Consider the following 15198-nt stretch of genomic DNA (forward strand, 5'->3'; position numbering starts at 1 on the left):
GACCCTCCCCCAATGACTGCCGTAACTATCCTCTTCCAAATCCTCGACGTGCTGATTCAGGTGACCTTGATGGTCATCCTCGTCCAGGCGGTGATGTCCTGGCTGCTCGCCTTCAATGTGATCAGCCTGCACAATGATGTGGTGCGCGGCATCTGGTCGTCGCTCGAGAAGCTGACCGACCCGCTGTATCGCCCGATCCGCCGGATCATGCCCGATTTTGGCGCGCTCGATCTGTCGCCGATGGTGGTGATCGTCATCCTCATCATTCTCCAGCGGATACTGCCGACCATTTACGCCTCGATCGCCAGCAGCATGTGAGCGGCCGGTGAGTGCGCGGATCATCGACGGCAAAGGGTTTGCCGAGGGGCTGCGGGCGCGGGTGGCAGCCCGGGTCGCCGCCTTTGCCGAAAGTGTCGGTCGCGCGCCCGGCCTCGCCGTTGTGCTGGTCGGCGACGATCCGGCGAGCCAGGTCTATGTCCGCAACAAGGGCCGGCAGACCGTAGAGGCAGGGATGGCGAGCGTCGAGCACAGGCTCGATGCCGCGACGCCCGAGGCCGAGCTGCTGGCGCTGGTGGCCGCGCTCAATGCCGATCCGGCGGTCGACGGCATCCTCGTCCAGCTGCCGCTGCCATCGCATATCGACGAACGGCTGGTGCTGGCGAGCATCGATCCCGCCAAGGATGTCGACGGCTTCCATGTCATCAATGCCGGGCGGCTGGCGACCGGGCAGGACGCGCTGGTGCCCTGCACGCCGCTAGGCGGCCTGATGTTGCTGCGCGACACGCTCGGCGACCTGTCAGGCGCGGACGCCGTGGTGATCGGGCGCTCGAACATTGTCGGCAAGCCGATGGCGCAGCTGCTGCTGGGGGAGAGCTGCACGGTGACGATCGCGCACAGCCGTACGCGGGACTTGCCTGAGGTGACGCGGCGCGCCGACATCCTGGTCGCGGCTGTCGGGCGGCCGGAGATGGTGCGCGGCGACTGGATCAAGCCGGGCGCGACTGTCATCGACGTCGGCATCAACCGCATCGCCGCGCCCGAGAAGGGCGAAGGCAAGACGCGACTTGTTGGCGATATGCATTTTGCCGAAGCGCTGGCGGTCGCCGGCGCGATCACGCCGGTGCCCGGCGGGGTCGGCCCGATGACCATCGCCTGCCTGCTCAGGAATACGCTGGTGGCGGCGCATCGCCGCGCCGGGCTGGCGGAACCGGAGGGGCTGTGATGCGGGGGCTGTTCCAGCACCCCTCCGGAACGGGGAGGGGAATCGCGAAGCGGTGGCGGAGTAGCGAGCAAAGCGAGCGCCTGCCCTTGCCGACAGCCCCGTTGCTCGCTGCGCTCGCCACCCCACCACCCTTCGGTCGGTCCCCCTCCGCGTTCCGGGGAGGTGCTCTACGCGCCCTCCTGCTGCTTTTCCTCCCCTTCTCGCTGACTGGCTGCATCTCCGCTGGCGTCAGCGCGATCCGCTATGCCGAGCGGGAGGCCGATCCGCTGCGGCAGGCGGTGCAGGCCGAGCGGGACTTTGCGCTGCTGGCGCAGACTTCAGGCCAATGGACCGCCTTTCGCGCCACCGCCGCGCCCGAGGCGCTGATGTTCGTGCCGCAGCCGGTCAATGCACAAAGCTGGCTGGCCGGGCGTGCGGATCCGCCGCGCAGCGTCGCGTGGCAGCCGCACCGTGTCTACGTCTCCTGCGACGGCAAGACGGCGGCGACCACCGGCGCGGCACAGTGGCCGGGAGGCAGCCATGGCATGTTCACCACCATCTGGCAGAAGCAGGCCGATGGGGAATGGAAGTGGGTTGCCGATCATGGCGGACCGGTGACGACGCCGCTCTCTCCGCCCGACGAGGTGATCCAGATCCGTGCCGATTGCGACGATGGCGTTTCGAGCGAGCCGCCGCCCTTGCGCAGCGACCAGGGCGATGCGACAGGCGGCGGTGCCTCGCGCGACGGCAGCCTGCGCTGGGCGTGGGTGGTGCGCCCCAATGGCGCGCTGCGCTTCGTCGTCGATGTCCGGCAGGACGGCTGCATCACCCGCGTGATGGACGATGGCGCCGGCGGCGCGTAAGGCGGCGCGATGATCGACCTGTTCATCTCCGCTTTCGTCACGCTGTTCGTGGTGATCGACCCGCCGGGTTGCGCCCCGATCTACGCCAGCCTGACCAGCGGGGCCAATGCCGCGCAGCGCCGGAGCATGGCGATCCGCGCGGTGCTGATCGCCGGGGCGATTCTGATCTTCTTCGCGCTGCTGGGGGAGGCGCTGCTCGCCTTCCTCCACATCGATCTCGACAGTTTCCGCATCGCCGGCGGTATCATGCTGTTCATCATCGCCGTCGACATGGTGTTCGAGAAGCGGACCGAGCGCCGCGAGCAGCGCGCCGAAAAGGTCAAGGCGACGCCGGAGGTCGAGGACGTTTCGGTGTTCCCGATGGCGATGCCAATGATCGCCGGACCCGGATCGATCGCCTCGGTAATGCTGCTGGTCTCGCAGAACGAGGGGCTGGACCGCGCCGGCGTCATCTTCGCGGCGCTCCTGTCGGTGCTGTTGCTGACCATGGCCGCCTTGCTCGCGGCAGGGCCGCTGATGCGGGTGATGGGCCAGAAGGCCGAAGCGGTGATCACCCGCCTGCTCGGCGTGCTGCTGGCCGCGCTCGCCGCGCAGTTCGTGATCGACGGGCTGAAGGCGAGTTTCCCGAGCCTGGGGTAGATGTACATCGCCCCGGACCTGATCCTGGGCCGCTGGCAACCTTGCGCAAGGTCGATGGCGGCCCCGGGTCAAGCCCGGGGCGACGCTTGATCCGATGGGATCAGTTCTGCGTCACCGGCGCGATGCGGATTTCGACGCGGCGGTTGCAGCGATAGCCGTCATCGCTGGTCTCAGGGCATTTGAGCGCGGTCTCGCCATAGCCGCGGGTCGCGAGGCGCTCATACTGCACGCCGCGGCTCGACAGATAGCTCTGCACCGCGTTGGCGCGCCGTTCCGACAGGCCCTGGTTATAGACTTCCGAGCCACGCGAATCGGTGTGGCCATAGATGTCGATGGCGGTCGACGGATAGTCGCGCAGCGTGGTCGCGACCTGGTCGAGCGTCGCCTGGAACTGCGGCTTCACGGTCGCGCTGTCATAATCGAAGGTGATGTCGCCGGGCAGGTTGAGCACCAGCTGGTCGCCCTGGCGGTCAACGCCGATTCCGGTACCCGCGGTGCGGCGGCGCAGCTCCTGCTCCTGACGATCCATGTAGGCGCCGACGCCGGCGCCGGCGATCGCGCCGATTCCGGTGCCGATAATCCGCTCGGTGCGGTCGTTGCGCCCGCCGATCAGATCGCCGAGCAGATAGCCGCCGCCCGCGCCCAGCACGCCGCCGATGGCGGCGCGGCTGATGCGCTGTTCGCCGGTGTTGGGATCGGTAATGCAGCCGGCCGTGGCTAGCCCCATGGCGGCGGCTGTCGCGGCGATAGCGGCGAGTTTCATTCTGGTCATCGGCTAGTTCCTTCCCTGCCTTGTCTTGCAAATCCGTGCCCGTGTCGCGGCCCTCCAGCCTGTCGATACGGGTGCGACGGTTCAATGCCCCGCGTCCGCCATTGTTCCGTTGCGCCACCGAACCGAAGCTGAACGGGGGTGCCAGACGCGGTTCACCTTGTCGAACCGGCGGCTGGCGCGCTATGGCGGTGCCAGCAATCGGGCCTTTCTGCCCGGCATCAACGACGACAGGCACAAGGATTTGACTGCTTTTCCGTGGGGCGACGTGCTGATCATCCTCCTGCTGGTGGTGATCAACGGGCTGCTCGCCATGTCGGAGCTGGCGATTGTCTCGGCGCGCAAGCCGCGGCTGGAGGCGATGGTGCGGCAGGGCAAGTTCGGCGCGCAGGCGGCGATAGACCTTGGCGCGGAGCCGGGCCGCTTCCTTTCCACCGTGCAGATCGGGATCACGCTGGTCGGGATCATCGCCGGCGCCTATTCGGGCGCGAGCCTGGGCGAGCCGGTGGCGATGCGTCTGCAGGCCTGGTTCGGTCTGGAGGCCGAGCTTTCCGAAACGCTGGGTTTCGCCGTGGTCATCTCGCTGACCACCTATCTGTCGCTGATCGTCGGCGAGCTGGTGCCCAAGCAGTTCGCGCTGCGCAAGCCCGAGCCGATTGCCGCGCTGGCGGCGGTGCCGATGCAGTGGATCGCACGCCTGACCGCGCCGCTGGTGTGGCTGCTCGACCGGTCGAGCGCGCTGGTCTTCTGGCTGCTGCGGCTGGACCGCGAAAGCGAAAGCAAGGTCACCGCCGAAGAGCTGCATCTGGTCGTCGCCGAAGCCTCCAAATCCGGGGTGATCGAGGAGCATGAGCGCGCCATCATCTCCGGCGTGGTGCGCCTTGCCGACCGGCCGGTGCGCGAAGTGATGACCCCGCGGACCGAGGTCGACTGGCTGGATGCCGATGCCGACGGCGATGCCATCCGCGAGCGGCTGCTGGCCACGCCGCACACCCGCATTCCGGTGGCCGAGGGCGCGGTCGAGCGCCCGGTCGGCGTGGTGCAGGCACGCGACATTGCCGCCGCCCTGTTTCGCGGCGAGCCCATCGACCTGCGCAAGCTGATGCGCAAGGCGGCGGTGGTGCCCGAGACGCTCGATGCCATGGACGCGCTGACCGCGCTGCGCCAGGCCGAGGTGCCGATGCTGTTCGTGCATGACGAATATGGCCATTTCGAGGGGCTGGTGACGCCATCCGACCTGATGTCGGCGATCGCCGGCGAATTCGCCTCGGACGCCGACATCGGCACCGACCCGCAGCTGGTCGAGCGCGAGGACGGAAGCCTGCTGGTGTCGGGATCGATGCCGGCAGACGCGCTGGCCGACCGTCTCGGCCTGACCCTGCCCGAAGAACGCGATTATGCCACCGTTGCGGGCTATGCGCTCGCGGTGCTGCGCCATCTGCCGGGGGTGGGAGAGGTGTTCACCGACCAGGGCTGGCGCTTCGAGATCGTCGACATGGACGGCCGCAAGATCGACAAGCTGCTGGTCAGCGCCGAGATCGAGGCCGGTTGACGATTGCCGGACTACCCCAGCGAACCGAACCGCGCCGCGAAGCCTGCTTCGTCGCCACGCGCCAGATAGCCGGCCTGCTCTACCCAGTTGTCGCGGACGATGCGGCCCTGGAACGTCCCCAGGAAGCGATCGACCTCGGCGATATCGGCCTCGGTCCAGGCGGCGATCTGGTCGAAGCGGGTGACGCCGAGCGACGCCAGCAGCGTGGCAAGCTTGGGGCCGAGGCCCTTGATCCGCTTGAGATCGTCGGGCGCGCCGACCGCCGCCGCGATGGCCGGTCGCTCGCCATCGCTGGCAGCGACCGCGACGGGTTCCGGCGCGGGCATGTCGAACGCCACCGGTGTGGCGAGATCGATCTTCGGCTTGACCGGCTCGAGCGGGGGGCGCGGCGCGGTCGGCGCAATCGGCGGCACCTTGCCGCCGCGTGCGCGCAGCATCAGCCATAGCAGCACGGCCACGGCAACGACGCCGAGGGCAATCAGAATGAAGGTGGTGGTATCGATACTGGTCATGGCAACCTCTCCGACCATGGCGATGGGGATTTATGCGGCCTGTTCGCGCTCGACTTCGCGCCAGCCGATGTCGCGGCGACAGAAGCCGTCAGGGAAGGCGAGGGCGTCGACGGCGGCGTAGGCGCGGGCCTGTGCCTCGCTGACCGTGCCGCCGCTGGCGGTGACCGCCAGCACGCGGCCGCCGCTGGCGATCAACTGCCCGTCGGCCAGCGCGGTTCCGGCATGGAACACGGTTGCGCCATCCGCTTCGGCCGCCGCGATGCCGCCGATCGACCCGCCCTTTGCCGGTGTACCGGGGTAGCCGCGCGCCGCCATCACCACCGTCAGCGCGACGCTGTCGGCAAAGGCGATTCTGCCATGCTCGGCCAGACGCCCGGTCGCCACCGCGTGCAGCAGCCTGGCGAGATCGCCGGTGAAGCGGTGCATCAGCACCTGGCATTCGGGATCGCCGAAGCGGCAGTTATATTCGACCAGCTTGGGCCCTTCGGCCGTCAGCATCAGGCCGGCGTAGAGCACGCCGACATAGGGTGTGCCCGCAGCGGCCAGCGCGGCGACGGTCGGCTCGACGATCTCCGCCATGGCGCGCGCCTCAAGTGCCGGGGTGAGCACGCGGGCCGGGCTGTAGGCGCCCATGCCGCCGGTGTTCGGACCGGTATCGCCATCGCCGACCCGCTTGTGATCCTGCGCGCTGCCGAAGGGCACCACGCTGGTGCCGTCTGACAGGGCGAACAGGCTCGCTTCCTCGCCGGTCATGAACTCCTCGATGACGATCGGCGCGCCGCCCTGCGTCATCTCCCGCACCGCGCTTTGCGCATCGGCGCGGGTTTCGGCGATGACCACGCCCTTGCCGGCGGCAAGGCCGTCCGCCTTGATCACCACCGGGATCGAGAAGCGGTCGAGCGCTGCCAGCGCCTTGTCGGGGGAGGCGCATCGTACCCAGGCGGCGGTGGGGATGTTGGCGCGCGCGCACAGCGCCTTGGTGAACCCCTTGCTCCCTTCCAGCCGCGCTGCTGCAGCGTCCGGTCCGAACACCGCAAAGCCGCCGCTGCGCAGGCTGTCGCCCAGCCCGTCGCACAGCGGCGCTTCCGGCCCGATCACCACCAGATCGATCGCCTCGCCGACGCACAGGGCCAGCACGGCGGCATGGTCGGCCACGTCGAGCTCGACCAGCGTCGCGCATTGGGCGATGCCGGGATTGCCGGGCGCGGCGAGCAGCTTGCCTGTGCTGGCCGATTGCGCCAGACGCCAGGCGAGGGCATGTTCGCGCCCGCCCGACCCGATCAGGAGTATGTTCATTGCAGGGCTCAGGCCTTCCGATCAGCAGCGGTTTCGACGATGGCGCGCTGGTAGCCCGCAGCGTCGCGGGAGACAATGCCGCGCCGCTCTCGGTTGGCGAGCTGTCGCAAGCGCTGAAACGGATCGTCGAGGACAGGTTCGGCCATGTCCGGGTGCGCGGGGAGATCTCGGGCTTCAAGCGCGCTGCCTCCGGCCACCTCTATCTCTGCCTCAAGGATGCCGATGCGGTGATCGACGGGGTGATGTGGAAGGGCAATGCGCTGCGCGTGCCGTTCCGCCCCGAAGATGGCCTCGACGTCATCGCCACGGGCAAGCTGACCACTTATCCGGGCCGCTCCAAATATCAGATCGTCATCGACAGCCTGGAACTGGCAGGCGAGGGCGCGCTGCTGGCGCTGCTGGAAAAGACCAAGGCGCGGCTCGCCGCCGAAGGGCTGTTCGACGAGCGGCGCAAGCAGCGGCTACCGCATCTGCCGCGCATCATCGGCGTGGTCACCTCGCCCACCGGCGCGGTGATCCGCGATATATTGCACCGGCTGGAGGATCGGTTTCCGACCCGTGTCATCGTCTGGCCGGTGCTGGTGCAGGGGCAGGGCGCGGCGGGGCAGATAGCCGCCGCCATCCGCGGGTTCGACGCGCTGGCGGCCGATGGCCCGGTGCCGCGCCCGGACCTTGTCATCGTCGCGCGCGGCGGCGGCTCGATCGAGGATCTGTGGGCGTTCAACGAGGAGGTGGTGGTGCGCGCCGCCGCCGACTGCCGCATTCCGCTGATCTCCGCCGTCGGCCATGAGACCGACACTACGCTGATCGATTTCGCGGCGGACCGGCGCGCGCCGACGCCGACCGCCGCCGCCGAAATGGCGGTGCCGGTGCGCGCCGAGCTCGCCGCCGCTCTCGCCGAGCATGGCGCGCGCACGCGGCGCGCCTGGGCGCGCATCGCCGGGCAACTGCACGAACGCTTCGAGGCGACAGCGGCGCGCCTGCCCGGGCTCGACCGGCTGGTCGCGCCGCAGCGCCAGCGGCTCGACGACTGGGCGGAACGGCTGCCGCAGGCACTCGGATATCGGCTGGAGCGGGCGCGCCAGGCGCATGCCGGCACGACTGCGGCGCTGCGTCCGGCGCTGATCGACCAGCGCATCGCCACCGCCCGCGAACGCAGCGAGGCGCTGTGGCGGCTGGCACAGTCGCTCGATCCGCGCCGCATGCTGGCGCGCGGCTATGCGATGGTGCGCGATTCGCGCGGGCAGGTGCTGACCAGCGCCGCGGCCGCGCGCGCCGCCGGAACATTGCGGCTGGGCTTTGCCGATGGCGAGCTGACCGTAACCAGCGGCGATGCCCCGGCTCCGCCCCCTGCTCCCGCCCCGGCGCCCGCGCCACGCAAGCCGCGTCCGCCTCTGCCGGGCCAGGCAGGATTGTTCGACTGACTTGCAATCATCGCCGAGCCACGCCACCCTTGGCAATATGTTGATGTCATCCAACAGCCGGCAGGCCCGCCTGCATTATGGCCCCAACGGGTTTCGCATGCTCGCGCAGGGCGATCATGTGCTGTGCGCCAAAAGCGGCGTGCGCATTCCGCTCGACGAGCTGCGCTACTGGTCGGTCGACCGCCAGGAGGCCTATGCCAGCTGCGCGCTGGCGGTCGAGGCGATCACCGGCGGCCGGCCCGCAGCGGGCTGAACGATGGCCGGGGGCACGGCATTGCTGGCACAAAGGCTCGCACTGGCGCCGCTGATGGTGATGCTGGGCAGCTGCATCCCGCCGGCGATGGCACAGCCCGCCCCTGCCACGCCGGTTCCGGCACCTGCCGCTGCGGCGGCACCGACCTTGCTGGTCCCGCCGGTGCCGCAGCCGCCCGCCATCATGCTCGACAGCATCGATGCCCGGCAGGGCGCGTTGCTGCGCGGGCGGGTGACGCCGGCGGACGCCACCCTGACGCTCGATGGCGTGCCGGTCAGCGTTGCCGCTGACGGGCAGTTCATCATCGGCTTCGATCGCGATGCGCCGGCCGCTGCGCTGCTGGTCGCCAGCGCGCCCGGTGGGCGCAGCGAGCAGAGTCTGGCGGTGACGCCGGGCAACTGGGCGATCCAGAATATCGACGCACCCGCCCGCGGTGCCGCGCGCAGCGATGCCGAGTTCGAGGCGCGTCGGCCCGGAGAGATCGCGCAGATGGCGGCTGCCCGGCAGACGGTGGTCAGCAGCGAAGGCTGGCGGCAGCGCTTCATCTGGCCGGTGACCGGGCGGGTCTCGGGCGTGTTCGGGTCCCAGCGCGTCTATCGCGGCGAACCGGGCAGCTTCCACAACGGCGTCGACGTGGCGGTGCCCACCGGCACGCCCTATGTCGCGCCCGCCGACGGCGTCGTCATCCTCGCCGCGACCGAGCCGTTCACGCTCGAAGGCTATATCCTGATGATCGACCACGGCCACGGCCTGTCGAGCGTGTTTCTGCACAGCAGCCGGCTCGACGTGCGCACCGGCGACGTGGTGCGGCAGGGGCAGATTCTGGGGGCAGTGGGTGCCACCGGCCGGGCAACCGGGCCGCACATGCATTGGGCGATGCGCTGGAACGGCGCCAAGGTCGACGCGGCGCAAGTGGCAGGACCGATGCCGCGCTGACCTGCCGCGCGCAACAATATGTCCAGAATGCGCACTATCGCGACATGGAGTGCAATTGCGCCGCGCCCAGCTGTGGCAAAATCGCCACAGCGTCGGAAAATGGCGGGTTCGTTACGCGCTTTTGCTTGCCTGTTTGGCGACTTAGCGCCAGTCGTTGCACCATCCGGCGGCATATGCGCACGCATTTGGGCGCCTGGGGGAAGCAAAGACACATCTACCAGTGAAAGGGAACTGGACCGTGAAGACATCACGAATCGCGCAATTCAAGGCGGGCTCGGCCCCGCTCGTGCTCGGCCTGGCGCTGATCGCCTCGCCGGCGTTCGCACAGGACGCCACCGCCGATGAGGGCGAAGACACCGGCCAGGACATCGTCGTCACCGGCTCGCTCATCGAAAATCCGAATCTTGAGCGTTCGACCCCGGTCAATGCGACCAGCGCCGATGAAATCGAGCTGCTGCAGTCCAACGTCGCAGAAGAAATCCTTCGCGAAATTCCGGGCGTCGTCCCGTCGATCGGTTCTGCGGTCAACAACGGCAACGGCGGCGCGTCGTTCGTCAACCTGCGCGGCCTCGGTTCGAACCGCAACGTCGTGCTGCTGGATGGCGTGCGCATCGTCCCGGCCGAACTGAACGGCCGCTTCGACCTTAACAACGTGCCGCTCGCGCTTGTCGAGCGCGTTGACGTGCTGACCGGCGGTGCATCGACCACCTATGGTGCAGACGCCATCTCCGGTGTCGTCAACTTCATCACCCGTCAGGACTTTGCCGGCCTTGAAGTCAATGCCGGCTACCAGATCACCGAAGAAGGCGATGGCGGTACCTTCCGCGTCGACGTGACCACCGGTGCCAACTTCGACGATGGTCGTGGTAACGTTGTGCTCGGAATCGGCTATCAGGAAGCTGACCCTGTCTATCAGGGCGCCCGCGCTGTTTCGCGCTTCAACATCGGCTCTTTCTCGGGTGCGCCGTCGGGTTCAGGTACCTCGATTCCGTCGCGTTTCTCGGTACCCGGTTCGGGCACGCTGCAGGTCTCGCGCGATGGCAACAGCCTGGTGCCGACCTATGCGCCCTATAACTTCAACCCGTTCAACATCTTCCAGACTCCGTTCGAGCGCTTCAACATCTATGGCGCCGGTCGTTACGAAGTGTCGGACAGCGTGGAAGTGTACACCCGCGGCCTGTTCTCCAAGAACACCGTGTCGACCATCATCGCGCCTTCGGGTTCGTTCGGTATCGCTGTGCAGATCCCGCTTTCGAACCCCTATCTGCCGGCTGGCATTCGTGACCGCTTCTGCGCCAACAACGACAGCAACCCTGCTCTCGCCGGCGTACAGACGCTGACCCCGGCACAGTGCGCCGCGGCTGCGGTGGCCACCAGCCCGACCGACCCGAACTATCGCGAAATCACCACCGCCCTGTTCCGTCGTGCGGAAGAAGTCGGTCCGCGTATTTCCGAATATACCACCACCATCTTCGACTATCGCGTCGGCGCCCGCGGCGGCATCACCGACTCGATCAGCTGGGATATCTGGGGTTCGTACGGCGAGTCGGAAAATCTGGAAGTCATCCAGAACTACACGCTGAACTCGCGCTTCCGTCAGGCGCTGCGGGCGACCAACACCACCACCTGTATCGATCCGTCGAACGGATGCGTTCCGGTCAACGTGTTCTCGCCGCAGATCGGTGGCATCACCCCTGCACAGGCCGCGTTCCTGACCGCCGACTCGACCGTCCGCACGGTCACCACGCTGGCCCAGGCCCGCGGTACCGTCAGCGGCGATGTGGGCGTCACCATTCCGTGGGCATCGAACCCGATCGCCTTCGCCGTCGGTGGCGAGTATCGCAAGTATCGTGCGTCGCAGCAGTCGGACACGCTGGCCAGCGCCGGTGATCTGGGCGGTGCCGGCGGTGCCGATCCGAACATCAACGGCGGGTATGACGTTTACGAAGCCATTGGCGAAATCGTCGTGCCGCTGGTTCAGGATCGTCCGTTCTTCCACGATCTGACGCTCGAAGCCGGTATCCGCTATTCGGCCTATTCGGTCGATGCGGCTGGCAGCCCGTCGTACAACACCACGACCTGGAAGGTCGGTGGTAGCTGGAGCCCGGTCGAAGACTTCAAGATCCGTGGTTCGTACGCTCGCGCTGTTCGTGCGCCGAACATCTCGGAACTGTTCTCGCCGCAGAACACCGGTCTGACCAGCCTCGCCAACGACCCCTGCGCCGTGTTCAACGACGCCGGTGTCCGCATCCGGCCGAACCCGACCGGTACGCTGCGCGATGTCTGCCTTGCGCAGGGCGCCACCACCGGCAACATCAACGCGATCGCTCAGCCGATTGCCAGCCAGGCCAATGCGACCTCGGGTGGTAACCTGCTGCTCGGGCCGGAAACCTCGAACAGCTGGACGCTGGGCTTCGTGTTCGATCCGGAATTCATTCCGGGTCTCAGCCTGACGGTCGATTATTATGACATCGAAATCAGCGGTGCCATCACCACGCCTGATCCGGGCGCGGCGATCGACGCCTGCTTTGCCGGTGCCAACCTGTCGACCACCAACCCGGCCTGCCTTGTCATCCGTCGTGACCCGCTGACCGGCGGTCTCAACGGCGACCCGGCAACCACCCCCGGCCTGTTCCTCGCGCTGTCGAACCTCGGTGCACTTGCTACCAACGGTATCGACTTCTCGCTGAACTATCGTCGTGACATCGGCTTTGCCGACCTGTCGCTGGCTCTGTCGGGCAACTGGACGGATAGCTCGACCTTCAACTCGAACGTGCTTGATCCGAGCGCGGTCAACCGTGAGTGCGTCGGTCTCTATTCGGCCAACTGCGCGTCGATCCAGCCGGAATGGCAGACCACCTTCCGCACCACCCTCAGCTTCGAGAACATCGACGTCTCGCTGCTGTGGCGGCACATCGACAGCGTCCGCTATGAAGATGGCGATGCGTTCGTCGGCAACCTGCCGGCAACCGGCGTGGGTTCGCTGGCCGGTCGTTCGGTCAACTTCAACCGCATCGGCGCCTATGATTATTTCGACCTGACCGGTCGTTTCAACATTGGCGACAATCTGACCATGACGCTGACTGTCGAGAATCTGTTCGACAAGGCCCCGCCGCTGGTCGGCGCGGACGTTGGTTCGACCTCGTTCAACAGCGGCAACACCTATCCGTCGACCTACGACGCGCTGGGTCGCAGCTATGCTGTCGCGGTCAAGCTGAAGTTCTGATCGAACAACGCAGTCTGATGAGAGGGGCGGGTCGCAAGACCTGCCCCTTTTCATTTGTGACGAACGCCGGACCAGCACCGCCGCGCCTTGGCGCCTACGGAGCTCCCGGAGCGATCTGACGGAGGTGGATCGCGACCGCAGCCGATCCATGCGACAGAAGCGCCCAAGTCGGCGCTGGCTGCGGCCAGGGCCTGGCCCCGCATGTCAATTCGAGAGTGGCAGACGGCAACGCGCTTATCCGGCGTCCGGCGCAGGTCTCGCCAGCCGCATCAGTCCAAGGCAATGCCCGCATTGTCGGCTACGGCGCGCGCCCATGTCGTCACCTTGTCGATCTCGTCGCCATGCGCCAGCCGGGCTGCCGCTCTTTCAGCCTCCCGCGCCGACGCATCGAACGACTGACCGAATTTGCTGTGCCGCGAAAAGGCGGGTCCGGACGCAATGTCTGCGGCGATCGCCGGGTCAACGTCCAAAGCAAAATGCGCGGCGATACGTTGCACCTCCCGCGCAGGTGCCCCCAGCAAACCCTCGCTCTCGACGCGAAGCACCCGGTCCCCGAATCGCGTACCCAGCGCAGCGAACAGCTGATGCTGCGCCAACCAGCCCACCGCCGCCACCTGCAGATCGGTCAACCGGAAATAGTCCGCTGGCCCAAAACCGAGATCGACGACGCCATCGGCCAGCAAACCTTCGAGCAGCTCGCGTGCCCACAACCGGCACCACATCCCCTTGCGCGCGACTGACGCCAGGAACACCGGCAGCGGCGCATACAGCAGCACTGCCTTCGCCTCGGGGCGCAGCGCGAGCATGGCGGCAGCGAGCGGGTTGAGGATATTGGATGGTTTGACGACCACCGCCTCACCAACGCCCCAAGGGCGCGCCAGCAGCCGCATCGCCTCGTCGAGCAGTTGCGCCACGCGCTTCGGTTCGGCCTCGCGCCGCCGACGGATTCCCACAATGTCGTTGAGGATGGCCGGTTCAGACAGGCCCATCGCCAACCCCGGACGGTCAAAGGCACGGCACAGCAGAGTCGAGGCACAGAAGGCCGAGTGAAAAATCAGCCGCAGCGGTGCCTGCGTTTCGTTCGCGGCGGCTACCGCTGCCATCCTCGGCTGCACCCGCAGCGGGTGGTTGCCCACATACTCGTCGGTCAGGAACGGAAAGTCGGCGTGCTCGGCGCGGCGCACCAGCCGGAACTGCACGACATCCTGCCGCGCTTCGTATCGGTGTGCCAGCCACGAGGCGTCGCTCGGCAGAATATCGGCAGTGCTGGCCATCACGGCGACCCTGCCCGCGTCCGTCCGCGCTGGCAAGCTGTGCTTGAGTGGCCGGGCCGCTGTCGCTACGCAGCGGAAATGACATCGTCCGCCGTCGATCCGCACGAAGCCAACCGCCGTGGCATGGAAGCGCTGGTGCGGCGCGACTTTGCCGGCGCGGCTGCGGCCTTCGCCGATGCGGTCGCGGCCGATCCGCAGGCCGGGCCATTGTGGCGCAATCTGGCGCATGCGCGCCGCGAATTGGGCGATTCCGAAGGCGAACGAGACGCACTGGAAGCGGCGTTGCGTATCGACCGCACCGATTTCATGGCGTGGCTGCGCAAGGCCGAACTACACCAGCGGCTGGACGAGCATGGGGATGCCCTGCTTGCATGGAACGGGGTGTTGCAGATGGCGGCGCGGCTCGATCCGGTTCCGCCGGGGCTGGTGCCGGTGCTCGACCGTGCGCGGGCCTGGATCGCAGACCGGACAACGCAGATCGGCAGTGCCGTGGAAGCACAGCTCGCCGACAGTCTGGCGGTGCTCGATCCGGGCGAGCAGCGCCGCGTCCGTGCTTTTCTAGATCGCGCACTGCGGGGGCGACGCGTCTACCAGAATGAGTGTGACGGGCTTCATTATCCCTTTCTGCCCGCCGACGAATTCTTCGATGAGGCGCATTTCCCCTGGTTCGACGCGCTCGCGCAGCAGACCGATACCATCCGGGCGGAATTGACGGCGCTGCTGGCCGATGGTGACGCCGCGTTGCGGCCCTATGTCCGGCTCGATGAAGGCTCGCCGCATAACAAATGGTCGACGCTGGATCACAGCCTCGATTGGGGGGCCTGTTTTCTGTGGGAATATGGCGAGCCGAACCCGCCAGTGCTGGAGCGTTGCCCGGCCACGGCGGCGGCGCTGGCGGCGATCCCATCGGCGCACATTCCCGGTCGGTCGCCGTCGGCCTTTTTCTCCCTGCTGCGGCCGCACACGCGCATCCCGCCGCACACCGGGGTTACCAACAGCCGCGCCATCATCCATCTGCCGCTGATCGTACCGCAGGGCTGCGGGTTCCGCGTCGGCGCGGAGACCCGAGCATGGATCGAGGGGGTGCCGTTCGCATTCGACGACACCATCGAACATGAGGCCTGGAATGATAGCGACTCACTGCGCGCGGTGCTGATCTTCGACGTGTGGAACCCGCACCTCAGCGAAGCCGAACAGGCGATGATCGTGCGCTATTATGCCGCAGCCGATGCCGCCGGCATGGGGTAAGTCCC

14 protein-coding genes are annotated in these 15198 nt (G+C 67.5%); 10 read left to right on the forward strand and 4 right to left on the reverse strand.

Translation table 11 applies throughout. The features are described 5' to 3' along the window. Window positions 1–12: 12 nt before the first annotated feature. From AC0QC4_RS11530 to AC0QC4_RS11545, 4 genes are all read left to right on the forward strand, one after another. Window positions 13–318: a YggT family protein gene (locus AC0QC4_RS11530; protein WP_483660047.1), complete on the forward strand. Its 306-nt coding sequence runs from the start codon at window positions 13–15 to the stop codon at window positions 316–318. A 7-nt stretch (window positions 319–325) separates the two neighbouring features. Further along, on the forward strand, window positions 326–1222 hold the full coding sequence (gene folD / locus AC0QC4_RS11535; protein ID WP_483660048.1) for a bifunctional methylenetetrahydrofolate dehydrogenase/methenyltetrahydrofolate cyclohydrolase FolD: 897 nt from the start codon (window positions 326–328) through the stop codon (window positions 1220–1222). A gap of 86 nt (window positions 1223–1308) precedes the next feature. Beyond that, window positions 1309–2064, forward strand: coding sequence for a Cif family virulence factor (locus tag AC0QC4_RS11540; protein WP_483660049.1), 756 nt, complete (start codon window positions 1309–1311; stop codon window positions 2062–2064). Between the two features lie 9 nt (window positions 2065–2073). Beyond that, window positions 2074–2703: a MarC family protein gene (locus tag AC0QC4_RS11545; RefSeq protein WP_483660050.1), complete on the forward strand. Its 630-nt coding sequence runs from the start codon at window positions 2074–2076 to the stop codon at window positions 2701–2703. 100 nt (window positions 2704–2803) lie between these two features. Here the strand turns inward: AC0QC4_RS11545 and AC0QC4_RS11550 are convergent, their stop codons facing one another. Next, entirely contained in the window at window positions 2804–3466 is a 663-nt protein-coding gene (locus AC0QC4_RS11550; RefSeq protein WP_483660292.1) for a YiaD family glycine zipper/OmpA-like lipoprotein, read from the reverse strand. Between the two features lie 250 nt (window positions 3467–3716). Between AC0QC4_RS11550 and AC0QC4_RS11555 the strand changes: the two genes are divergently transcribed. Beyond that, window positions 3717–5024: a hemolysin family protein gene (locus tag AC0QC4_RS11555; protein ID WP_483660293.1), complete on the forward strand. Its 1308-nt coding sequence runs from the start codon at window positions 3717–3719 to the stop codon at window positions 5022–5024. Window positions 5025–5035: 11 nt separating this feature from the next. Here the strand turns inward: AC0QC4_RS11555 and AC0QC4_RS11560 are convergent, their stop codons facing one another. Together AC0QC4_RS11560 and purD are read right to left on the reverse strand one after the other, a co-directional pair. Next, a complete protein-coding gene (locus tag AC0QC4_RS11560) occupies window positions 5036–5536 on the reverse strand; it encodes a hypothetical protein (protein ID WP_483660051.1) in 501 nt (166 codons plus the stop codon). A 30-nt stretch (window positions 5537–5566) separates the two neighbouring features. After that, window positions 5567–6832, reverse strand: a complete 1266-nt coding sequence (gene purD / locus AC0QC4_RS11565; protein WP_483660052.1) for a phosphoribosylamine--glycine ligase — start codon at window positions 6830–6832, stop codon at window positions 5567–5569. Here purD and xseA point away from each other — a divergent pair. The 4 genes from xseA to AC0QC4_RS11585 all read left to right on the forward strand — a co-directional run bounded on the left by xseA (window position 6832) and on the right by AC0QC4_RS11585 (window position 12671). Continuing rightward, window positions 6832–8256 (forward strand): exodeoxyribonuclease VII large subunit, encoded by a 1425-nt coding sequence (gene xseA / locus AC0QC4_RS11570; protein ID WP_483660053.1) that lies wholly within the window; start codon window positions 6832–6834, stop codon window positions 8254–8256. The two genes, purD and xseA, sit on opposite strands and share 1 nt — an antisense overlap. Window positions 8257–8293: 37 nt before the next feature. Further along, window positions 8294–8509: a DUF2093 domain-containing protein gene (locus AC0QC4_RS11575; protein WP_483660054.1), complete on the forward strand. Its 216-nt coding sequence runs from the start codon at window positions 8294–8296 to the stop codon at window positions 8507–8509. A 3-nt stretch (window positions 8510–8512) separates the two neighbouring features. Then, window positions 8513–9445: a M23 family metallopeptidase gene (locus tag AC0QC4_RS11580; RefSeq protein WP_483660055.1), complete on the forward strand. Its 933-nt coding sequence runs from the start codon at window positions 8513–8515 to the stop codon at window positions 9443–9445. A gap of 238 nt (window positions 9446–9683) precedes the next feature. Beyond that, window positions 9684–12671: a TonB-dependent receptor domain-containing protein gene (locus tag AC0QC4_RS11585; protein WP_483660056.1), complete on the forward strand. Its 2988-nt coding sequence runs from the start codon at window positions 9684–9686 to the stop codon at window positions 12669–12671. A gap of 269 nt (window positions 12672–12940) precedes the next feature. On the opposite strand, the gene AC0QC4_RS11590 is transcribed toward AC0QC4_RS11585, so the two are convergent. Continuing rightward, window positions 12941–13945 (reverse strand): hypothetical protein, encoded by a 1005-nt coding sequence (locus AC0QC4_RS11590; RefSeq protein WP_483660057.1) that lies wholly within the window; start codon window positions 13943–13945, stop codon window positions 12941–12943. A 78-nt stretch (window positions 13946–14023) separates the two neighbouring features. Here AC0QC4_RS11590 and AC0QC4_RS11595 point away from each other — a divergent pair, with 78 nt between their 5' ends. Continuing rightward, window positions 14024–15193 (forward strand): aspartyl/asparaginyl beta-hydroxylase domain-containing protein, encoded by a 1170-nt coding sequence (locus AC0QC4_RS11595; protein WP_483660058.1) that lies wholly within the window; start codon window positions 14024–14026, stop codon window positions 15191–15193. The last annotated feature ends 5 nt before the right edge of the window (window positions 15194–15198 follow it).

The sequence above is a fragment of the Sphingomonas sp. jy18 genome (assembly GCF_056931895.1).